Origin of the sequence: uncultured Pelagimonas sp. (assembly GCF_947498515.1) — a bacterium.
GTDB lineage: Bacteria > Pseudomonadota > Alphaproteobacteria > Rhodobacterales > Rhodobacteraceae > Pelagimonas.
Map to the genome: position 1 here is coordinate 464432 of NZ_CANMKO010000003.1, position 20528 is coordinate 484959.

At 53.8% G+C, this 20528-nt stretch carries 17 protein-coding genes; 5 read left to right on the forward strand and 12 right to left on the reverse strand.

The genetic code is table 11. The annotated features are described in order from the left end of the window. The first annotated feature begins 94 nt into the window (after positions 1 to 94). Complete coding sequence (locus Q1A43_RS08605) at positions 95 to 517, forward strand: c-type cytochrome (protein ID WP_366139992.1); 423 nt, start codon at positions 95 to 97, stop codon at positions 515 to 517. 74 nt (positions 518 to 591) lie between these two features. Here the strand turns inward: Q1A43_RS08605 and Q1A43_RS08610 are convergent, their stop codons facing one another. Then, positions 592 to 1131 carry a hypothetical protein gene (locus Q1A43_RS08610; protein WP_299934177.1) on the reverse strand — a complete coding sequence of 180 codons (540 nt, stop codon included), beginning with the start codon at positions 1129 to 1131 and terminating at the stop codon, positions 592 to 594. A 210-nt stretch (positions 1132 to 1341) separates the two neighbouring features. Between Q1A43_RS08610 and Q1A43_RS08615 the strand changes: the two genes are divergently transcribed. Continuing rightward, positions 1342 to 3102 (forward strand): PQQ-dependent methanol/ethanol family dehydrogenase, encoded by a 1761-nt coding sequence (locus tag Q1A43_RS08615; protein ID WP_299922339.1) that lies wholly within the window; start codon positions 1342 to 1344, stop codon positions 3100 to 3102. Positions 3103 to 3204: 102 nt separating this feature from the next. On the opposite strand, the gene Q1A43_RS08620 is transcribed toward Q1A43_RS08615, so the two are convergent. Together Q1A43_RS08620 and Q1A43_RS08625 are read right to left on the reverse strand one after the other, a co-directional pair. Next, positions 3205 to 3393 carry a hypothetical protein gene (locus Q1A43_RS08620; protein ID WP_299934179.1) on the reverse strand — a complete coding sequence of 63 codons (189 nt, stop codon included), beginning with the start codon at positions 3391 to 3393 and terminating at the stop codon, positions 3205 to 3207. Positions 3394 to 3534: 141 nt separating this feature from the next. Beyond that, on the reverse strand, positions 3535 to 5076 hold the full coding sequence (locus Q1A43_RS08625) for a helicase HerA-like domain-containing protein (protein ID WP_299934181.1): 1542 nt from the start codon (positions 5074 to 5076) through the stop codon (positions 3535 to 3537). A gap of 449 nt (positions 5077 to 5525) precedes the next feature. Here Q1A43_RS08625 and Q1A43_RS08630 point away from each other — a divergent pair, with 449 nt between their 5' ends. Then, complete coding sequence (locus Q1A43_RS08630; protein ID WP_299934183.1) at positions 5526 to 6170, forward strand: invasion associated locus B family protein; 645 nt, start codon at positions 5526 to 5528, stop codon at positions 6168 to 6170. 68 nt (positions 6171 to 6238) lie between these two features. On the opposite strand, the gene Q1A43_RS08635 is transcribed toward Q1A43_RS08630, so the two are convergent. Further along, the gene (locus Q1A43_RS08635) at positions 6239 to 7204 is read right to left on the reverse strand and encodes a DUF808 domain-containing protein (RefSeq protein ID WP_299934185.1); all 966 of its coding nucleotides are present in this window, start codon (positions 7202 to 7204) and stop codon (positions 6239 to 6241) included. Positions 7205 to 7498: 294 nt separating this feature from the next. On the opposite strand from Q1A43_RS08635, the gene gap reads away from it, so the two are divergent. Continuing rightward, complete coding sequence (gene gap / locus Q1A43_RS08640) at positions 7499 to 8503, forward strand: type I glyceraldehyde-3-phosphate dehydrogenase (RefSeq protein ID WP_299922347.1); 1005 nt, start codon at positions 7499 to 7501, stop codon at positions 8501 to 8503. An 81-nt stretch (positions 8504 to 8584) separates the two neighbouring features. On the opposite strand, the gene Q1A43_RS08645 is transcribed toward gap, so the two are convergent. The 8 genes from Q1A43_RS08645 to purC form a co-directional block, all read right to left on the reverse strand. Next, the gene (locus Q1A43_RS08645) at positions 8585 to 9409 is read right to left on the reverse strand and encodes a hypothetical protein (protein WP_299934186.1); all 825 of its coding nucleotides are present in this window, start codon (positions 9407 to 9409) and stop codon (positions 8585 to 8587) included. 444 nt (positions 9410 to 9853) lie between these two features. Further along, complete coding sequence (locus Q1A43_RS08650; protein WP_299922351.1) at positions 9854 to 11188, reverse strand: sigma-54 dependent transcriptional regulator; 1335 nt, start codon at positions 11186 to 11188, stop codon at positions 9854 to 9856. A gap of 7 nt (positions 11189 to 11195) precedes the next feature. Further along, positions 11196 to 12962, reverse strand: a complete 1767-nt coding sequence (locus tag Q1A43_RS08655) for an ATP-binding protein (RefSeq protein ID WP_299922353.1) — start codon at positions 12960 to 12962, stop codon at positions 11196 to 11198. A gap of 46 nt (positions 12963 to 13008) precedes the next feature. Beyond that, the gene (purQ, locus tag Q1A43_RS08660; protein ID WP_299934187.1) at positions 13009 to 13674 is read right to left on the reverse strand and encodes a phosphoribosylformylglycinamidine synthase subunit PurQ; all 666 of its coding nucleotides are present in this window, start codon (positions 13672 to 13674) and stop codon (positions 13009 to 13011) included. Positions 13675 to 13832: 158 nt separating this feature from the next. Then, positions 13833 to 14063, reverse strand: a complete 231-nt coding sequence (purS, locus tag Q1A43_RS08665; protein ID WP_299934188.1) for a phosphoribosylformylglycinamidine synthase subunit PurS — start codon at positions 14061 to 14063, stop codon at positions 13833 to 13835. A gap of 189 nt (positions 14064 to 14252) precedes the next feature. Continuing rightward, a complete protein-coding gene (locus Q1A43_RS08670; RefSeq protein ID WP_299934189.1) occupies positions 14253 to 16433 on the reverse strand; it encodes a right-handed parallel beta-helix repeat-containing protein in 2181 nt (726 codons plus the stop codon). Positions 16434 to 16539: 106 nt separating this feature from the next. Continuing rightward, complete coding sequence (locus Q1A43_RS08675) at positions 16540 to 18639, reverse strand: trypsin-like peptidase domain-containing protein (RefSeq protein WP_299934191.1); 2100 nt, start codon at positions 18637 to 18639, stop codon at positions 16540 to 16542. A 60-nt stretch (positions 18640 to 18699) separates the two neighbouring features. Then, entirely contained in the window at positions 18700 to 19461 is a 762-nt protein-coding gene (purC, locus tag Q1A43_RS08680) for a phosphoribosylaminoimidazolesuccinocarboxamide synthase (RefSeq protein WP_299922362.1), read from the reverse strand. A 211-nt stretch (positions 19462 to 19672) separates the two neighbouring features. Between purC and Q1A43_RS08685 the strand changes: the two genes are divergently transcribed. Then, complete coding sequence (locus tag Q1A43_RS08685) at positions 19673 to 19984, forward strand: DUF1476 domain-containing protein (RefSeq protein WP_299922364.1); 312 nt, start codon at positions 19673 to 19675, stop codon at positions 19982 to 19984. The last annotated feature ends 544 nt before the right edge of the window (positions 19985 to 20528 follow it).

Consider the following 20528-nt stretch of genomic DNA (forward strand, 5'->3'; position numbering starts at 1 on the left):
CAAGCCACGCACCGCCCCCCCGTTGATATGCATCAAGTGAGCCCACCCGGCACCGAATTATGCTTGCGCCAAGCTAATCAAAAGGAGAATGCGCATGAACCGCTTTCTAACTATGGCCGTCGCCTGTTTGCCCCTCGTTGGATTTTCCGCTGCTCCCGCTGCGGCCTCTGACGTGTTTGAGAAAATCAAAATTGACGCAGGTCAAACTTTGTACGACCGCTCGTGCCGCCGTTGCCACGCAGCAGATTCAGATGACCCATCTTATGGTCCGCCGCTGGAAAACATCCTGTATCGCGCCGCAGGCTCTTATGAGGGCTATGATTATTCCATCGCAATGGAAGCATCCGGCATTGTTTGGACACCCGGTGCCGTACGCGCATGGATGGAAGACAATGACGGGTTTATGCCGGGCACCAAAATGCGCCATGTCGGCATCGAAGACCGTACTGTTCAGGATTTTATCCTAGCCTACCTTGGCTCAATCAGCACTCAGGACAATAAGCAGATTTCTGAATAGCTTATCAGTCTAGTTTTCTCTGCAAAGCCGCGCGGTTCTGATCGTGCGGCTTTGTTTTTGTTTGAATAAACGGTTTATCCTTCTGGACCGATCACGAGTTGGGGAAGCCAATGGCTATCCGGGTCACCGGGTTCCAGATCCGTTGGTTTCAACGGGCGCAATTCCCCCGCATCTGGTGGAACAGAAAGAACATTCATATCCATTTCATGCAGGTCACCAACCAGATTTCCGTCCTGCTCGGTCAGCTCATAGTAGACACCATTCCACATATCTATTCCGTAGCTTCCCGCCTTTTTCCAAAGGAACAGGAAATCATATTCCAAGTCGGTCGGGTCACTAGAAATATCGCGTTTTATTTCATATGGATACGGCACATGGCACCACAGCATTTCAGGCCCATCGACGCATTTGAACGGCCGCATGGATAGGAAATGATCCGAAAATGGAGCCTCATCCAAAGTCAGCTTATAGGCGCCATCCGTGACGTCCACGGATGCGATGTGAATGCGTTTCCCGTCTTGGTCTTGCAACCAAACACCGTGCTGCCCGTCCTCAAGTGCCACCCCCGGCCCGGCCCATATCGCTACAACCCCTAAGAGAATCAGTTTCTTCATCTTGGCGCTCCTTTAGCTTGGCGAATCTCCCTTAGGCTGGGACGAATCACGACAGTCCTGTCAAGTCTGCAAGGGTCGTACGACCTATGGCGCGTTCCGAGAAATCACGTTCTCTTTATAGTGTTGACCCAGGGAGAGGACCGTCCGTTCTGTAAATTACACATTTATTGGGCGGTCTCATCACGACTGAATGTTCACGGGAGGACTGACATGAACAAATTCGTCGCCGCTGTCGCAGTAAGCCTTATTGGTGCCACGGGCGCCATGGCCAATGTGACCGAAGAAATGCTGGCCAATGACCAAACCATCACGGATCAAATCGTGACCAATGGCATGGGCCGTCACTTGCAACGCTACAGCCCGCTCGACACGTTGAACAAAGACAACGTCAAAAGCTTGGTACCCGCATGGGCCTTTTCGCTTGGTGGTGAAAAGCAGCGTGGTCAAGAAACTCAGCCGCTGATTTATGACGGTGTGATGTATATCACCGGGTCTTATTCGCGGATGTATGCGATTGACGTCAAAACCGGCAAAGAGCTCTGGCAGTACGATGCCCGTTTGCCCGAAGGCATTTTGCCGTGCTGTGACGTGATCAACCGCGGTGCCGCGATCTATGGTGACAAGGTCATCTTTGGTACGTTGGACGCCCGCATCGTTGCGCTTGACGCCAAGACCGGTGACGTTGTGTGGCGTGACAAGATCGCCAACTACAAAGAAGGCTATTCCTATACTGCCGCGCCTCTTATCGTGAATGGCCTTGTCATCACCGGTAACTCGGGTGGTGAATTCGGCATCGTTGGTACGGTTCAGGCGCGTGACGTCAACACCGGCGACATGGTTTGGGAACGCCCCGTTATCGAAGGTCACATGGGAACGTTAAACGGTGAACCATCGACCATGACCGGTGAGCTGAACGCGACTTGGCCCGGTGACATGTGGAAAACCGGTGGCGGTGCCACATGGTTGGGCGGCTCGTATGATGCGCGCACTGACACGCTGATCTTTGGGGCCGGTAACCCTGCCCCTTGGAACAGCTGGCTGCGTGACGCGGGTCAGGACAATTCCGGCAAAGGTGACAACCTTTATGCCGCAAGTCGCATCGGTATTGACCCGGCTACCGGCGAAATCAAATGGCACTATCAGACCACGCCGCGCGAAGGCTGGGATTATGACGGTGTGAACGAAGTTGTGGCCTTTGACGACAAAGACGGCAACCAACGTTTGGCAACCGCCGACCGTAACGGTTTCTTCTATGTTCTAGATGCGGCAGACGGTGGATTTGTTTCCGCGGCCCCCTTCGTCAAAGATATCAGCTGGGCGTCGGGTATCGATGATACCGGCCGTCCGATCTTTAACGAAGACAATCGCCCTGGTGATCCAACCGAAGCCGCCGATGGTAAAAAAGGCGACGTAATCTTTGCCTCGCCTTCGTTCCTTGGTGGTAAAAACTGGATGCCAATGGCGTTTAGCCAAAACACCGGCAATTTCTATGTACCATCCAACGAATGGGGCATGGATATCTGGAACGAGCCGATTTCCTACAAAAAAGGCGCGGCTTACCTCGGTGCTGGTTTCACCATCAAACCCAACTACGAAGACCACATTGGCTCGCTCAAAGCAATTGATCCGGCCACTGGCGATTGGGTCTGGGAATACAAGAATGACGCACCACTTTGGTCGGGCGTTATGACCACCGCGGGCGGTCTGGTATTCTTCGGAACTCCTGAAGGTGAATTCATCGCGCTTGATGATGCCACAGGTGAAAAACTGTGGTCCTTCCAGACTGGCTCCGGCATCGTTGGTCAGCCTGTCACATGGGAACAGGACGGTGAACAGTACGTGTCGATCATGTCCGGCTGGGGTGGCGCGGTTCCACTCTGGGGCGGCGAAGTTGCCAAAAAGGTAAACTATCTGAACCAAGGTGGCCTGATGTGGACCTTCCGTCTGCCAAAGGAAATGGCGTCTAACTAAGGCACCGACCTTTCCGAAAAACAGAAACGCCCATAGGAAACTGTGGGCGTTTTCCTATTTGGGGGGACATTTGTAGCGTCTAGGCAAACGAAGGTTTTCGAACTAATTCGCCGAAAGTTTCATGTCCTTGGTCATAAGGGCAGCTTTCAATTCTCCCCCCTTGTAGCGGTCCAAGCTGAAGCTCACATTCACAGCATCAAAAAGAACGAGATCAAAAGCCATTCGTCCGCGCGGTGGGAAAACGTCATCGCGGTAACTGGGCCAAGCGCCGCCATGCATGATCATCAGCAAAGCAGTGCGAATAAATTGATAGTCCTAAAGGACCAACAACCGTTCCTTATAACTGATCACGCTCTGCACCTTTCAAAACCTGAACGAAGAAACGTACAAACAACGCACCAGCCAAAGGCATTCCCTTGGCTGGTGCCGATGTTACCGACCTTTGAACAATCCACCCAGAATACCGCGCACAATGCGTTTTCCAGTGGTGCCAGTTAGCTCTTTCATTACCATCTTGGTCATGGCGTCGCCAAAACTTTCGGTTTTACGGGCACGGCGTGATGAAGATCTGGAAACTCGTGTTCCGCTATAGCGGCGCCCGGCGCGGTACTCACGCTGCGCGGTTTCCATGTCTTCTTCTTCAGATTCAGCTTGTTCCGCCGCCCGGGCCGCCGCCTCGGCCTGAGCTTTCAAAATCTCATAGGCCGATTTACGATCCAGCGTTGTTTCGTATTTTCCTTTCAAATCGGACCCGGCCACAATTGCCCGACGTTCCGGGGCCGATATTGGCCCAAGTTGCGACGATGGCGGGCGAATCAACGTTCGTTGAACAATACCGGGCACACCCTTTTTTTGGAGCATTGAGGTCACGGCTTCACCGACCCCAACTTCGCGGATGGCCTGTTCCGTGTCGAAATCCGGATTGGGCCGATAGGTTTCTGCCGCCATGCGCAGGGCTTTTTTGTCCCGTGCCGTAAAGGCGCGCAGCGCATGTTGAATGCGGTTTCCGAGTTGGCCGAGAATGTCTTCGGGCACATCATCGGGGTTTTGCGTGATGAAATAGACACCTACCCCCTTGGAGCGGATAAGGCGCGCCACTTGCTCAACCTTATCGACCAAAGCCTTGGGGGCATCATCAAACAACAAGTGCGCTTCGTCGAAAAAGAAAACCAGTTTGGGTTTGTCCGGGTCGCCCACCTCTGGAAGCTCTTCGAACAATTCCGACAACAACCAAAGCAGGAATGTTGAATAAAGCCGAGGTGAGGACATCAATTCATCCGCTGCCAAAATATTGACTTGGCCGCGCCCCTGCCCATCAACCCGCATTAGATCGGACAAAGCCAGCGCCGGTTCGCCAAAGAAATTGCCGCCGCCCTGATTCTCGATCACCAATAAACGGCGTTGGATTGCCCCGATCGAAGCCGTGGAAATATTGCCATAACGCAAGGAAAGGTCTTTGCGATTCTCGCCCATCCACACCAACATGGCGCGGATATCCGAAAGATCGAGCAACGGCAGCCCCTCTTCATCCGAAAGCCGGAAAGCAATGTTCAAAATGCCTTCTTGCGCCTCGGACAAATCAAGCAATCGCGACAACAACAACGGCCCCATTTCGGCGACCGTGGTGCGCACGGGATGGCCTTGTTTCCCAAAGAGGTCCCAGAAGGTCACCGGAAAGGATTCGTATGTGTAGTCGTCAAACCCAATGGTTTCGGCACGCCCCATAAAGGCATCATGGAGCTTGTGAGCCGCGTTGCCAGCAACCGCCATGCCCGACAGGTCACCTTTCACATCAGCCATAAAAACAGGGACGCCGGCGTTGGCAAAACCCTCGGCCAAGATTTGAAGCGTGACTGTTTTCCCGGTCCCGGTAGCCCCGGCAACAAGCCCATGCCGGTTGGCATATTTATGGCTGAGCCATTGCTTTTCGGCGTAGTTTTTACCACCGCCACCAAGGAAAGTTCCATTTGTCATCAAAGTTCTCCACAAGCGTACGGTGGCAAACATACATCCTTAACTTTTCCTCGCCAGTATCATCTGCAGTTCCGGGGCGACATGTCCTCTCCTGCCCTGGACAGACTTCCTCCCTGTCAGACTGGCCGCGCCTTTTGGCGCGGCTCTTTTTTTTCTGCTATCTTGCGAAATTCACATGGAAATTTCTGCGAAAAACCTGTTGACCCCCGGCCAAGACTTTCGTAGCGTCCCCTCAATGACAAAGTCGGCCAGTCCGACAGGGAGTGAAATGGAAAGGGGCCGCACTGGCCCCTTTCCTTTGCCCATTCGAAATTTTGAAATTCAGATACATGTCAAAAACGGGCGGCAAATCGCGCATCTTGCTGCAAGGTCGGGTTTTTCTGGACTGACACCGCCGTCTCATCGTGTTAATCGATCCTTCAGAATTGATCGGATTTCAGGGGATTTCCATGAACAAACCGCTTCTCACCATGTCTTTGATTGCAGCCATGGCTGCAGCACCTGTTTTTGCGCAAAGCGAAGAGCCAGTCCAACCTGTCGCCGACGAAGCGGCTGACGTGGAGGAAGGTGCCGTTATCAAAGCTGACGTTCCAGAACTGGATATGGGCGAAGACCCAAATGCACCCAAGCCACAACAGTCCGGCCCTACAACATACACTCAAGACGGGTTTGGCGACTGGCAATTACAGTGCTTGGAAGTGACTGATGGCGACGATGTCTGCCAGATGTACCAGCTGCTCAAAGACTCCGCCGGCAATAGCGTTGCCGAAGTCAACATCTTCAAAATCAAAGATGGTGGTCAAGCGGTTGCAGGCGGGACTTTCATCGTGCCGCTCGAAACGCTTTTGCCACAAAAGCTGACTATCACCGTCGATGGCGGCTCAGCGCGTCGCTACGACTATTCCTTCTGTAGCCAAATCGGCTGCTATGCACGTGTTGGCCTAACTGCCGAAGACATTCAGCGTTACAAAGCCGGTGCAAAAGCGGAAATCCTTATCGTTCCTGCAGTAGCAGCCAACAAAAAGGTTGTTGTGGAAATGTCCTTGAAAGGCTTCACCGCCGCTTACAAAGCAGCGTCCACCGTCGCCCAGTAAGACACCAAGATAAGAAGGCGCGCCCATCATAGGGCGCGCCTTTTTAGTTGTCTGGTTTTCTTAGTCAGTTATTGCGGTTGTTTTTCGCCGCCAAACAGTTTGCCATAAATCGGTGCTACGATCTTGGTTCCAACAGGGATCAAAACCAAACCAACCAAAAAGCCCAAAACAAAATCAATACCGGCTGTGATCACCCATTCGAGGCTTGGGTTTTGCTGCCCATAGGCCACGGCGATATGGTGGATTTGTTCCTCAGGGTAATGCCAACCCATTTCGTGCAGTGAATGCACAATGATCGACCCGCCAACCCAAAGCATGGCTGCGGTTCCGATGATTGTCAGGGCTTTGAGAAGCCAAGGCATAAACTGAACGATCGCCCGCCCAAAGGCTCGCGTCGCGCCAAACCGGCCGTTTTCGTTCAACCACAACCCGACATCATCCATCTTAACGATGATCGCCACAGCGCCATAGACCACGGCGGTGATCAAAACCGCGACAACGGCCAATGTCGCCGCCTGCATATAGAAATTGGGCGCTTCGATCGCCGAGAGCGAGATCACCATAATCTCAGCCGATAGAATGAAATCTGTTTTGATCGCGCCTTTGACCTTTTCCTCTTCGAGGCGTTTGGGGTCTTTGACGTCATGGCTGCCATCGGGTCCGCCGCTATGTTCGTCATGGGGCATCAAGACATGTACGATCTTTTCGGCCCCCTCAAAACACAGGTACCCGCCCCCCAAGATCAGCAAGGGCCAGACCATCCAAGGCGCAAAGGCCGCCATCAGCAACACGGCCGGCATCAATAGGATCAGCTTATTGATCACCGACCCGCGCGCGATCCGCCAAATGATTGGCAATTCCCGTGCCGGAGCGAACCCCTGCACATATTTTGGCGTGACGGCGGCGTCATCAATAATGACCCCCGCGGTTTTCGATCCCGCTTTCATAGCCGCTGCGCTAATATCATCCACCGATGCCGCAGCAACCTTGGCGATGGCCGACACGTCATCCAACAGAGCCAACAATCCGCTCATCTATGTTGTTCCTTTATCCGCAGGATGCATAAGCACCCCCAGGTTCCCGTTCTAGGTAACTCTATCTGGAACGCGCCATGGTGTTAACAGGGAAACGATTCTGTCTTTTCCCGAAGGATTGATTTTCCGTTAACGCAAACCCTTGCAATTCGTTAGCGCAATCAAGGTATCAATCGGCAGGTTTACCGCTAACATATTGTCAGAAAACACTTTTTACTTGGCCCCTTCGGCGCCCCACCGTATACGCATCGCCAAGGATCACACCCAAAGATCACGAGCCAGGAGACCGCATTCATGACCGTTACTGTAGGCATCAACGGATTTGGCCGCATCGGCCGCTGCACCTTGTCCCACATTGCGGAATCTGCGCGCAATGATGTTCAAGTCGTCAAGATCAACGCCACCGGCCCTATTGAAACCGCCGCACATCTGCTGCGCTACGACAGTGTCCACGGTCGGTTCCCCGGCAACATTCAGGTGTCTGGCAACTCGATGGATCTGGGCCGTGGCCCGATCGACGTCATGTCGACCTATAAAATGGAAGAGCTGGATTGGACCGGTTGTGACGTTGTTCTGGAATGTACCGGCAATTTCAATGACGGTACCAAGGCCAACCAGCATCTAACACAGGGTGCAAAATCGGTTTTGATCTCGGCCCCAGCGAAAAACGTTCAGCGTACCGTCGTTTACGGTGTGAACCATCGCGACCTCGTCAAGGGTGAGACGATGATTTCCAACGGGTCGTGCACCACCAACTGTCTCGCGCCTCTGGCCAAAGTTCTGGACGAAGCGATTGGTATCGAAAGCGGGATCATGACCACGATCCACAGCTACACCGGTGACCAACCGACACTGGACCGCCGCCATGACGACCTCTATCGCGCCCGCGCCGCCGCCATGGCGATGATTCCAACCTCAACCGGTGCTGCCAAGGCGCTTGGCGAAGTTCTTCCGAACCTTAAGGGCAAGTTGGACGGGTCCGCCGTGCGCGTTCCAACACCGAATGTCTCGGCCGTTGACCTGACCTTCTACGCCAAGAAAGAAGTCACTGTTGCCGATGTGAACGAAGTGATGGCCGAAGCCGCCAATGGCCACATGGGCATGGTTCTGGACTACGATCCAGAAAAGAAGGTTTCCATCGACTTCAACCACACAACAGCCAGCTCGATTTTTGCACCTGATCAGACCAAGGTCACCGGCGGCCGCTTGGTCCGCGTTTTGGCATGGTATGACAATGAATGGGGTTTCTCGGCACGTATGGCCGATGTTGCCGCTGCAATGGGCCGCTTGCTTCACTAAATCTGGAAACCAGACCCAATAGAAAAGCCCCGGAAAACCGGGGCTTTTTACGTTTAGACATCAAATCCGAGGTAAATCAGCCTATTTGAATTGTAGATTGATCGCCGCATAAAGCTGAAACTCGGCCTGACCATCGCCGCGGCTTGCCAGGGACCATTGTGGTTCTAAGAAGAAGTTGGCCGTTGTGTTGTTGAATTTGTGGACCTTGCCGATCCGGAGGCCAAACGGAATATTGTAATTGTCCGAGTTGAAATCGTAGGTCCAAATTGGCGCGCCGCCCGTGTACCAGCCATCTTTGATTTGATAGAACCAAAACGGTTGGAATGCGCCGAAACTGGCGTTGTCCCGCCCCTTGGGTGCGCCGCCAACCCCGGCCCGATATGTCAAAAGGTACCCATATTGGAACTTGGCTGACGTGCCGTTGAAGTAAACATTCGCCAAACCAAGTTGCCACTGGTCACCGCCCAGCCGACTATCGGATGCCGTCGGCGCGACAACCTGCGGCCCGATACCAAAGCTAACGCCGGGTTTGGTGTCAAACTGATAGGCCATAAAGAGATCGACATCACCCATCCCGCTGACGGAGCTCCCACCGCCACCAACAGGCATCCTGTTGAACGGCAAAGACGCGCGCAAGAGCCAATTGGTATCACCAAGACTTAGCGGCTTCGCGTAGCGAAGGACAAATTGGTTACCATCGGCATCGTCAGGCAACCCTGTGAAACCATTGAAATAATAGTTTTGAAGGTTAAAAGCAGTCACATTGGCCAGCGGGTTGTTAGCATCGGCCTTGGAACTGTCTTGAGCCGCCACAGGAGCCGCGCACATCAGTCCAACTATCGCCGCGCCGCATAGCGCTTTTAGCTTTGCCAAACGGACTTTGTTTTTTTGCAATATACTGACCATGTTCAGCTCTCCCGAAAACAAGTTTTAGCTCTTGAGACACACGCCGAAACGCGCGCGCCCATTGCTTTCTCAATCGCTGCTTTCGTGAAACAATTCGTTAACGAGGATTGTCCCAGCAAGCGCTTTTTGGAAGCTGCCTTTTGTCAACCATGCCACCCAGTGTGCATGAAAGCCAGCGGATTTCAGCCAAATCGGCAATCTCGAACAAGTATTGGGTGTTTTGGCGAGGTTAACGTCGATGTTTTGAACGACGTCCAAAACGAACCAAGCCACTGAGAAATGGGTGGTGGAGAGACTTGCGGAACACCAAATCAATCCGAAGATACAAAGATCACATTTGGGACGATGAATCAAAAAGGAGCCAGCACATATGTACCAGCTCCTATAATTCAAAACGTTAGGTTGGACCCGACTCAGATTTCTAAAAGAGCGGGTCCAAAACCGTCACAGATAGTCAGCCCGTTGCAACCCATACTTGGCCATTTTCTCGTTCAAAGTCCGGCGTGGCAGGCAGAGTTCTTCCATGACGGACGCAATCGACCCCTTGTGGCGGCGCATGGTGTTGTCGATCAACATCCGTTCAAATGCCTCGACATATTCCTTGAGAGGTTTGCCTTCGGTCGTCATCACCGGCTGCATTTGATCGTGATCGCTCATCAAAAGCGATGCAATGGTCCCCTGCCCGCGCCGCGCTTGTAACACCGCGCGTTCGGCCAGATTGATCAGTTGGCGCACATTGCCGGGCCACGGCGCTTGCAACAATTGCGCCGCTTCTTGCGCCGACACTTTCGGTGCATCACAGCCGTACTCCTCGGAAAACTGTTCAGATAGGCGCGTGAACAACGTCAAGATATCTTCGCCGCGCGACCGCAGCGGTGGGACAACAATTTTCAAGGCCGCCAAGCGGTAATAAAGATCAGATCGCAACGCACTTTCACAGGTGCGCCCTTCGTCCTGAAGGTTGCAAATCGCCACGATTCGAGTCTCAGGAGGGTTGCCTTGGTCGTTGATAACACTCAACAAACGCGCCTGCGCCGCGTCGGAAAGTGCTTCGATATCTTCTAGAACCAAAGTGCCGCCACGGGCTTCTTCGATTGCTGGCAAACGCGTGTCATCCGGTTGCATCGGACCAAACAGTCGCTGCATCAACGCGTCTTCGTCATGGGCCCCGCAAGAGATCAGCACAAACTTTTTGCCCGCCCGGGCGCCAACCGAATGCAACGCATGTGCTACCAGTGTTTTGCCAGTCCCTGTTTCCCCTTCGATCAAGACATGGCCATCGGCCTGACCCAAATCCAAGATATCTTCGCGCAAGCGTTCCATCACCGGGCTGGCCCCGATCAGCTTGCTCATGATCTGACCACCATCCGACAGCTCGCGCCGCAAGGCGCGGGTGTCCAAGGTCAAACGGCGGGCATTGGTGGCCTTTTTGGCCAGCTCAGACATGCGATCCGGATTGAACGGTTTCTCAAGGAAATCAAAGGCCCCAATACGCATGGCCTCAACCGCAATTGGAACATCGCCATGGCCGGTGATCATAATAACCGGCAGCGAGCTGTCCGATCCCATCAGCTTTTTCAAAAGCTGGATACCGTCCATGCCGGGCATCTTGATGTCTGAAATGACAATCCCCGGGTATTCCGGCCCAAGCGTACCAAGCGCCTCTTCGGCCGAGGCAAAGGTCTCGGTGTCGTAACCGGAGAGCGCCAACCACTGGCTGATCGATTGCCGCATATCCTGTTCGTCATCGACGATGGCGATCTTCATTGCGTTTGCCATGTTACCCTTACTCCGCTGCCTGCGTGTTTTCGTTTAAAATCGGAAGCTGCATCTCAAACACTGCGCCGCCGTTTTCACCATTGCGGGCGGTCAAACGACCCCCGAGTTCCGATACAATACCGGATGAAATTGCCAGACCGAGGCCAACGCCGTCACCCGGCTGTTTGGTTGTGTAGAACGGCTCAAACAGCGCATCCAAATCCTCAATCCCATGTCCATTGTCGCGCACGCTTAACGTCGCTGTTTCCCCAGAGGCCAAAATGATTTCCACTTGCGGGTCATCTACTGATTTGGTGGCGTCGAGCGCATTGCGCAAGAGGTTGACCAAAACCTGTTCGATGCGCATACGATCCCCCATAACCAAAACCGGCTCATCGGGGAGGATACGCGAAATCCGTACTCGACGCACCTTGAGCTGCGGTTCCATCATCGACATCGCGCTCCCCAAGGCTGCACCCATGTCAACGGGGCTAAAGGTTTCCTGACCTTTGCGGGCATAGGATTTCAGCTGTTTGGTGATCGCGCCCATCCGTTCAATCAAATCATCGATCCGATGAAACGCGCTTAGGGCTTCGTCTGGTCGGTTGCGCCGCAGCAAAAGCCGCGCGCCAGCCAGATAGGTTTTCATCGCCGCAAGCGGTTGGTTAAGCTCATGGCTCACCGCCGCAGACATCTCGCCTAGCGCGGCAAGTTTTGAGCTTTGCGCCAGAGATTGTTCGGCTACGGCTAGGTTTTTCTGAACCTTTTCGCGTTCGGAAATCTCACGCTGTAACCGCGCATTCAACGCCCGCAGTTCCGCAGATTCACGTTGGAAAAGCGCCATACGAACGGCCGTTCTACGCGACAGCGCATAAAACACCAAGGCCGCCAAAATCGCAAACCCCATGATTTCTATCGCCAAAAACGCGTTCACACGTTCACGTACCGAGGCGTAGGTCGTAAAGGTCGTCAAGGTCCAGCCGCGAAATGGAATCCGACCATCAACCCGCATCACGGCTTCGCCCTTGAGATAGACATCCGCGTCTTTGGCTGTCCAATCGGTTGTGGCTTGAATAGCGCGTTCAATGGCGCTGTCGGGGGGTTGGCGTTCAAGCGCCGCATCCGGGGTCAAGCCACGCCAGCGCGGTTCCGTCGCCAACACGATGACGCTTTCGGAATTGGTGACAAAGACCGCATCCGAAATCCCAGCCCAGGCCCGTTCGAACTTGGCCAAGTCGACCTCGACCATGATGACACCGATGGTTTCACTGCCGCTTTCGACCTGACGAGAATAGGTAAATCGATAGCCGCCAGCCTCACGTTCGGTTGTGGTAAACACAGTGGCGTTGGACCGGATCGCATTGACAAAATAGCCATCCTGACGATGGTTTTCGCCCAAGCGGCTGCGATCCGTGGCGGCAACGGTGCGGCCATCGCGATCTAGCAACATCAAGGAGGCCGCGCCAATTTCATCAACGAATGAAATCAATCGTTGCGAGCTTTGGGTGTATTCGCCTGAGTTCAAAGCCCCGATCAACGCCGGGTCGCGGGCCAAGAGCTGGGGCACAATCGCGTTTCGACGCAGCTCTGAAATCAGGTTCCCTGAGTATAGCGCCAAGCGCAATTCAGCCCGGTTTTGCGTCGTTTCGGTAAAACGTTGGGTCAGTAAACGGTTGGTAAAATACACCGTGCCGACGGCCACCACCACAAGCACCAACAACGCCCACCGGACCCGCCCCGATAACGGGCCAGACCGACGGGGGCCGGATGTTTGGGTGGGTGACGTCTCTGACATATCAGGCAGGATACGCGCGCCCTGCCCCGGCCTCAAGCCATCGCGGTTAAGCGGTGGCGAGCAAAGAGGTCAAATTGGCGAAAAGACGCGCACCATCTTGGTTGCCATGAGCGGCTTCTGACGCACGTTCGGGGTGAGGCATCATACCAAGCACACGCTTGTTGGATGACACAATACCGGCAATGTCGCGGGCCGACCCGTTGGGGTTATCCGTATACCGGAAGGCCACACGACCGTCGCCTTCGAGCATATCCAAAGTTGCGTCATCCGCGTGGTAGTTGCCATCGTGATGCGCAATCGGCAGCGCGATTTCTTCGCCCTTGTCATAGCCTTGGGTGAACACGCTTTGGCCATCAACGCGCAGGCCAACCGTGCGACAGATGTATTTGAGTTCAGAATTGCGCAACAACGCGCCGGGCAACAACCCGGTTTCGGTCAAGACCTGAAAGCCGTTGCACACCCCAAGGACATAGCCGCCCTTGTCAGCAAAGCTTTTGACATCACGTACAATCGGCGCATTCGCCGCGATCGCACCGCACCGCAGGTAATCACCAAAAGAGAAGCCGCCCGGTACGCCGACCATATCGATGCCCGATGGCAATGCGGTCTCTTTGTGCCAAACCATCTCGACTTCGAAACCGGCTTGTTCAAAGGCAACGGCCATATCGCGGTCGCAGTTGGATCCGGGAAAGACAATGACGGCGGCTTTCATGGGCTGGCTCCTGTCGAAATTTGAATCGAGAATTAGGTCGGAATTCTGTGGCCCCGCCCCTTCCCTCATGTTGGGATTGGATCAAGGGTGTGTTGGGGTGGTGGACATTCGGGCGCAAACTCGCGCCCGAACGGATATTGGATTGGATCAATACGCGTTTAAAGCTGCTCGATCCGATAGCTTTCGATCACAGTATTGGCGAGCAGCTTTTCGCACATCTCACCAATTGTGGCCTCGGTGGTGCCGTCTGCCAGCTCCATCTCGATCACTTTGCCCTGACGGACCGAAGATACACCTTCGAACCCCAAAGCCCCCAGCGCGTGGCGCACGGCCTCACCCTGTGGATCAAGAACACCTTGCTTGAGCATCACATGCACCCGAACCTTCATGACCGTCCTCCTGATTGACGTCTGAAACAGTTGTAGCCGTTTGGCTGCGGAGGAACCCGATTGCGCCGGAAAATGCAAGCCCTAGCACTGCGGTTCTTGGGGATTTCCTGCAAAAACCCGTCCAAAAACAAAAAACGTCCCGGTTTTGAGCCGGGACGTTTCGTTTGCCTTGGGGACAAAATCCAAAGGTTACTCTTTGTTGCCCATGCGAAGAACGTCTCCAGCATCCTCTTCGATCAAGAAAGCACCGGCTTTGTTGCCGCTCAGATCATTGTTTTCATAGGTGCCCGCGGCGCTAAGACGTACGCGGATTGCCTCATAAACATTGTCAAAGATCTTGTTTTCACGAATGATCGGGCGGCTATTGGGGTCACGCACCGAAATTCCATAAAAAGCGTTGTTGTGGATGATGTTCTCTTCCAACACCCCTTTGCCGCCTTCATGAATATAGACCGCGCTTTGATGTCCGTCGCGCATCGTGTTGTTCCACACAACCGGATTGGCACCGGTTTTGATCTCCAACCCAGCAAAGGCATTGGCGTAGATTGTGTTGCTTTCGATCCGTGCCGTCGATTTTTCCGAAACCAAAATCCCGCCCTGAAGACCGTTGCGTACGATATTGCTCGTGATCAGAGGGTCTTTGCCACCTTTGACTTCGATCCCGGCCAAGGCGTTGTTATAAACGGTGTTGTTCTCATAGCGACCTGTGCCGCCTTCGTTCACAAAGATACCACTGCCTTCCCCGTCATAAAGCGAGTTGCCGCGTACAATCGGAGCAGCGCCATCCTTGACCTCAATCGCGGCTAGCCTGTGACCAAAGATGTCGTTGTCTTCGATGGTGGCTTTGCCCTTTTCGAATAGGAAAATACCGCCCTGCGCACCGTCATGAATGGTGTTGCGACGTATGGTTCCGCCCTCGTTGCCGCGAACAGCGATGACGCCCAAGCCCTTGGAACTAATATCATTGTCTTCCAAAACCATTGACCCGCCGGCAAGGTGAATACCAAAGTATTGCCCACCTTCTTGGATCATAGTCAGACCAGACACCCGACCGGAACTTGCCGTCCATTCGATCAAGTTGTCTTCCTTCACCGCCAAAACGATGTCTTTCATCGCGCCCACGCCGATAATCTCGATCGGGCGGGTGACGTCGATACCTTTGGTATAGCGTCCGGGGTGAACCTCGATCCGTGCCCCATCCGCCGCCGCGCTAACCGCATCGGCAATTTCGAAATAATCGCCGCCACCGTTGGCTTTGACCGTGATTGCGGTGCCATCGGAGGGTTCCGGCGGGGCCGCTGTTGGAATGCTACATTCGCGTTCGATCACCCGGCGCGCCATTGACGCAAAGGTGTGATTTCCGCATTCGGCCACATAGGCTTCGTAGCCTGCACAGCCAACCGCCTTGGCCTCGTTCCACAGGGCCGAACAGGCGTTGCCTGTCGACGGTGGCGGTGTGGCCACTGGTGTCGATTTTGGCACAACTGGCGGTGGCGCTGCGGCGACAACGGCCCCACCTGCGGCGGCTTTCAGCACCTTGCTCTGTGGCAAAATCCGTGTCATCGGGATTGCCATGTTGAACCCAGTGCGATTGTCGCCGGCATGGTGCAACCCGATGACCCGCTTGTCGCTTAGACGAATGACCGGCGACCCGGAATTGCCGCCAAGGGTGTCACAACTATGAACAAGCTTGCCTTCTTCGGAAATCGCAGGTGTCGCTGCGGCACATCCTTCGCGCGAAATATGCTGGGCTTGGCCTTGGGGGTGCCCAATAATCCAAAGAAATTCAGCATCTTCTGGATCGGCCATCGCCAGCTCCAGCTTTCCGTATTTCGTCGATGGATTGCCAAAAACCCGCAACACTGTGTAATCAAGTTCGCGGTTGGTTTCGACGATCTGGGGGGAGACGGTGTAGCGATCCGTGCCCTCGGCGCGGCCCGGCTTGATAAATCCGGCGACAAATTGCGCCGCTTGCACGCCGCTAACTTGACCGCTTGGGTCGCCATCCATGCCCGGTATACAATGGTGATTGGTCAAAATGTGTTGATCATCAACGATAAAGGCGGTGCAAAACCCGGTTTTTCCGTTGTTAAACAGCATATCAAGCCGCCCGATGGGTCGCCCAAGACGCACGGCTGGGCTATTTTCGCCATACTCGATGATCGGCTCGTTTTGATAGTCACCAAAGGCCTGTTCCAGAACGAAACCACCGCTGTCACTGCCACCACCGCCTCCGGCGACCTGCCGGGGTTGAATGACAATTTTCCCGAAATCATTTGGATCAAACTCGGCTGGTGCTTGGGCCGTGGCCTGAGCCGCGAACGCGCCAATGCCGGTCAATAAAGTTAAGGCAGTAACAACCTGTCTCATGGCAATGTTCCCTGTTGTCTAAAATTACAACCAGCCTAAGCCTGCCTCATCCTTCCGCCAAGTAAAGAATACCATGCCCTCGGGCGATCACGGCGCTAACACCGGGTCAATACGGGCTAAGGTTGAGCCGCAATTCCTCGAGCACTTCGGGAAGTTGATCGGGATGTTTCTCGGCCTCTTGCACATAGACCATGATATCTTCTTTCTGGACCCGCGTGAGATAAGGCGTCGCATCGAGAAGTTTGGGCAAAAGTTCAACCTGAAACCCGTCGGGCCGCAACAAAACCTCGGCATGATATCCTTCCTCGCGCGCGCGCGTGTCCTCGGCAATGGCCTCCTTCACGGCATCCAAACCACCTTGGGCTCTCTCCAGGGCGCGTTGCCCGCGGATAAGCTCATCCCGGACAGTTTTGGCACCATACCCAACGCTCTCCACGACCTTGGCAATGTCCTTTTCCCCCTTCAACGAGTCGATTTTACGATAGGATAACCACATCGAGTCCAGCCGCTTGTTTAGCTCGGTTTTCCCGATTTCCGACATCTCTTGTAAAAAGGCGATTTCCGCTTGCAAGGACTCCAAATCATCCTGCAAAAACCTAGGCTTTTGTTCCAACTTATTAAGTTTTTCGACCATTGCCCCCACAACAAGGCCAAGCTTTTTGAGTGCCCGGTCCGTTGCTCGTAAATCGACATGGTGTTCTTCGGCGTCGGCCAACCGCATAGCACCCCAGCTTTTTGCCCGCTCCCGTGTCTCTTCAAGTGACGGAGTAGCCGATTTTGCGCGACTGGCCGCCCCCCCGGCATCAAAAAAGGGTTTGGTGATCTGATCATATTTCTCTTCAAGCAACGCCCCCTTGTCTTGAGCGGTTACAAGCGCGGCGTTCATCAATTCCGGATGGTAAACAACGAAATGCGGACCATCATGATACGAGACGTCGTTGCTGAACGACTTAATGTCGCGCAAACGACCTTCGATGTCTTGGAAGTCATCAAACAAATCCAAAAACAGCGGATTCATGTCCCGTTCGGCATCAAACCAGACAATTTTGACCTCAACTTGATCGCTGGCGAAAAGCCTTTCGATGATAGAATTCAGAATATCATCAGTGCGTTCTTTGGTGCTGTTGATCCTCAACCTGAGCAAATCCGCCTGTGATTGGTAATCGCGTACTGATGCTTTGATCTCGGAAAACTGCTCCCTTTCTAGCTTAGCTTCAACCTCCTCGGCTTCGATCCGGCACATTTGTACGGCCAATTCAGAGGCGGCCACGGCCATGGGATGATCGCCACAGGTTTCGAGGAAACTCCCCAATTCCGCACAGCTTGTTTTGGGCGTTTTCTCCCAGGCGTCTGTGCATTCTGCGCGAGGTTCCAATGCTGCAGACAGGGCCGGAGGTGCTTTGGGTAAGGCCGCCCGCAAAACCGGGCTGTGATCTAAAATGGCCCGCATCGGGATGGCATAATTGTATCCCGTCCGGCTATCACCGGCATGATGCAACCCGATAACAGATTGATTTTGTAAATCAAAAACAGGAGAGCCAGAATTTCCCGTCAATGTATCACAGGTGTGAACCAGTTTGCCTTCTTGGGACACAGCAGGATCAGAGGCAGCGCAGCCTTCACGACTGATATGTTGAGCTTGGCCAGACGGATGCCCGATGATCCACAAGAAGCTCCCATCCGTCGGGGCAGCATCGCTAAGGCGCACTTTCCCAAAGGTCTCGGATGGGTTGCCAAACACTTCAAGCACCGCAAAATCAAGCTCTTGCGATCCATCAACCGGGTCTGTCAGAACTTGATATTTCTCTGCCCCGCGCCCCAACCCTTGATCGGTGTAGCCCATGACCAGTTGCGCCGCTTTGATGTCTAAACTGCCCGTCCCCGGAATACAGTGGTGGTTGGTGACGATATGTTTGGAATCAACAATAAACGCCGTGCAAAACGCCAGTTTGTCGTTTGCTAACAACAGGTCCAAACGTCCAACGGGCCGCCCCAATACCCGCGCTGCACTGTTTTCAGAATAATTAGAAACCGGTTCATTTTGGTAAGACCCAAAGGCCTGTTCCAAAAGCAAAGTTCCGTCCGCTGACTGACGAGGCGCGACAACGATTTTGCCAAAGTCAGCCGGGTCAAATTCTAGTGGTTGGGCAAAACCGGGCGACACAAAACCAGCAGAAACGAGAAAGGACCAAAGAAAAAGGCGCATCGAAACCTCCTAGGTTCAATGCGCCCATTCTAGCAAGAGACGAGAAATCGACCAAACTGATTAATTAATCAGGGTCGGTTTGCTGACTGGTGTTGATTGTTTGGGCATAACACCCAAGCGTTTGGCAACCTCGGTATAGGCGTCCGTCAGGCTTCCCAGATCGCGCCGGAACACGTCTTTGTCGAGTTTTTGACCGGTCTCGATATCCCACAAACGACAGCTGTCCGGGCTGATTTCATCGGCAACAACAAGGCGCTGGAAGTCGCCGTCAAACACGCGGCCAATTTCGATTTTGAAATCAACCAATTTGATGCCGACACCAAACATAACGCCGGACAGGAAATCATTGACCCGCAGCGCAAGCGCGATGATGTCGTCCATGTCTTGCTGACTGGCCCAGCCAAAGGCGGCGATGTGCTCTTCGGTCACCAAGGGGTCACCAAGGCTATCATCTTTGTAGCAATATTCCACGATCGGACGCGGCATCGCAGTGCCCTCTTCGATCCCCAGACGCGTGCAAATCGAACCGGCGGCGTAATTGCGCACAATCACCTCAAGCGGAATAATCTCGCAGCTGCGCACCAGTTGTTCGCGCATGTTCAGACGTTTGATGAAATGCGTTGGAACCCCAACAGAGCCCAAGCCGGTCATGAAGTATTCAGACAGCATGTTGTTCAAAACACCCTTGCCTTCGATCACGTCCTTTTTCTCGGCATTGAAGGCCGTGGCATCATCCTTGAAATACTGCACAATGGTGCCCGGTTCAGGGCCCTCAAACAGGGTCTTTGCCTTGCCTTCGTAGATTTTCTTGCGCCGTGTCATCGGGGCCCTTTCCAAAAAACACAAAAAGCGCGCAGGGTCGCGCGCGTGGTTTGTCGCCGTCATACTGTATGGGCTATCATCTCGCAAGCGTTAGCCCGCGCATAGCCCCCCTGTTGCCAGCGCAAAAAGTCGCGCACCGGTATTTTCGGCTATACAATCGCGAGGGGCTTTTCTATCAGTCAATCAAAGATACTTGAGGAGGGATGATCCCATGACCACCTTCGACGATCGCGAAAGCGCATTCGAGAACAAATTCGCCCATGACGAAGAGATGAGCTTCAAGGCGCAGGCACGGGCCAACAAATTGTTGGGCCTTTGGGCCGCTGAGAAGATGGGCAAAACCGGCGATGCCGCAAATGCCTATGCCGTTGAAGTCGTTAAATCCGATTTCGAAGAAGCCGGCCACGAAGACGTTGTACGCAAGGTTGTCGGTGACCTTGGCAATGTCACGGCCGACGAAATTCGCGCTAAGATGGCCGAGTTCTTGATCCAAGCCAAAGGGCAGATCATCGACGAAGTCTAACGCCAGCTTAGACGACTCTATTCAGAGGGGGCCTAGTGGCCCCCTTTTTGATGTTCTTTAGGGACTTTCGCCAAGGCGTTTGAAAATTCCCAAACGAGTGGAACAGTTTACCGTGATGACAGCCTGTTCAACACAGCTGCCTGCGTACTGATTGGCCCCGAATCCGAAGCGCCAAACAAGACCGAAATCAGTGGTTCTGTCGCATCACTCTTGCTGGATAAGCCTGCGGAAACAAATCCTTATTCCCGTTTTAGGATTGACGGCGCAGAACCGGAAGTGCTTTTGGAAAGCGCCCGTTACTTGCGAATTTACACACTGCCAATGAAGACTGAACGCCTGTGACCCAAGACTTGGAAACAGGCAATTTTTTCACGTTCCAAGCTTTGGAAGACCCGCAAGACCGATTTGCCAACAATTTCAAATATTCAAAATGTAGCATTAACCTGAAGACAGTGACGCCATTGCTAAACCATTGATAGGAATGAGTGAGGTTCGTGGTGGTCAAAGAAATGTTTGTTCAGTCATCAGATGCGATGCGGCGCAT

What these genes read in the sequence shown, in the direction of transcription:
- purS (WP_299934188.1), bottom strand. Translation starts at nt 14,063, where the DNA reads ATGAAGGTTCGGGTGCATGTGATGCTCAAGCAAGGTGTTCTTGATCCA.
- Q1A43_RS08610 (WP_299934177.1), bottom strand. Translation starts at nt 1,131, where the DNA reads ATGAAGAAACTGATTCTCTTAGGGGTTGTAGCGATATGGGCCGGGCCG.
- Q1A43_RS08650 (WP_299922351.1), bottom strand. Translation starts at nt 11,188, where the DNA reads ATGGCAAACGCAATGAAGATCGCCATCGTCGATGACGAACAGGATATG.
- Q1A43_RS08670 (WP_299934189.1), bottom strand. Translation starts at nt 16,433, where the DNA reads ATGAGACAGGTTGTTACTGCCTTAACTTTATTGACCGGCATTGGCGCG.
- gap (WP_299922347.1), top strand. Translation starts at nt 7,499, where the DNA reads ATGACCGTTACTGTAGGCATCAACGGATTTGGCCGCATCGGCCGCTGC.
- purC (WP_299922362.1), bottom strand. Translation starts at nt 19,461, where the DNA reads ATGACACGGCGCAAGAAAATCTACGAAGGCAAGGCAAAGACCCTGTTT.
- Q1A43_RS08655 (WP_299922353.1), bottom strand. Translation starts at nt 12,962, where the DNA reads ATGTCAGAGACGTCACCCACCCAAACATCCGGCCCCCGTCGGTCTGGC.
- Q1A43_RS08630 (WP_299934183.1), top strand. Translation starts at nt 5,526, where the DNA reads ATGAACAAACCGCTTCTCACCATGTCTTTGATTGCAGCCATGGCTGCA.
- Q1A43_RS08615 (WP_299922339.1), top strand. Translation starts at nt 1,342, where the DNA reads ATGAACAAATTCGTCGCCGCTGTCGCAGTAAGCCTTATTGGTGCCACG.
- Q1A43_RS08675 (WP_299934191.1), bottom strand. Translation starts at nt 18,639, where the DNA reads ATGCGCCTTTTTCTTTGGTCCTTTCTCGTTTCTGCTGGTTTTGTGTCG.
- Q1A43_RS08685 (WP_299922364.1), top strand. Translation starts at nt 19,673, where the DNA reads ATGACCACCTTCGACGATCGCGAAAGCGCATTCGAGAACAAATTCGCC.
- Q1A43_RS08645 (WP_299934186.1), bottom strand. Translation starts at nt 9,409, where the DNA reads ATGGTCAGTATATTGCAAAAAAACAAAGTCCGTTTGGCAAAGCTAAAA.
- Q1A43_RS08635 (WP_299934185.1), bottom strand. Translation starts at nt 7,204, where the DNA reads ATGAGCGGATTGTTGGCTCTGTTGGATGACGTGTCGGCCATCGCCAAG.
- Q1A43_RS08625 (WP_299934181.1), bottom strand. Translation starts at nt 5,076, where the DNA reads ATGACAAATGGAACTTTCCTTGGTGGCGGTGGTAAAAACTACGCCGAA.
- purQ (WP_299934187.1), bottom strand. Translation starts at nt 13,674, where the DNA reads ATGAAAGCCGCCGTCATTGTCTTTCCCGGATCCAACTGCGACCGCGAT.
- Q1A43_RS08605 (WP_366139992.1), top strand. Translation starts at nt 95, where the DNA reads ATGAACCGCTTTCTAACTATGGCCGTCGCCTGTTTGCCCCTCGTTGGA.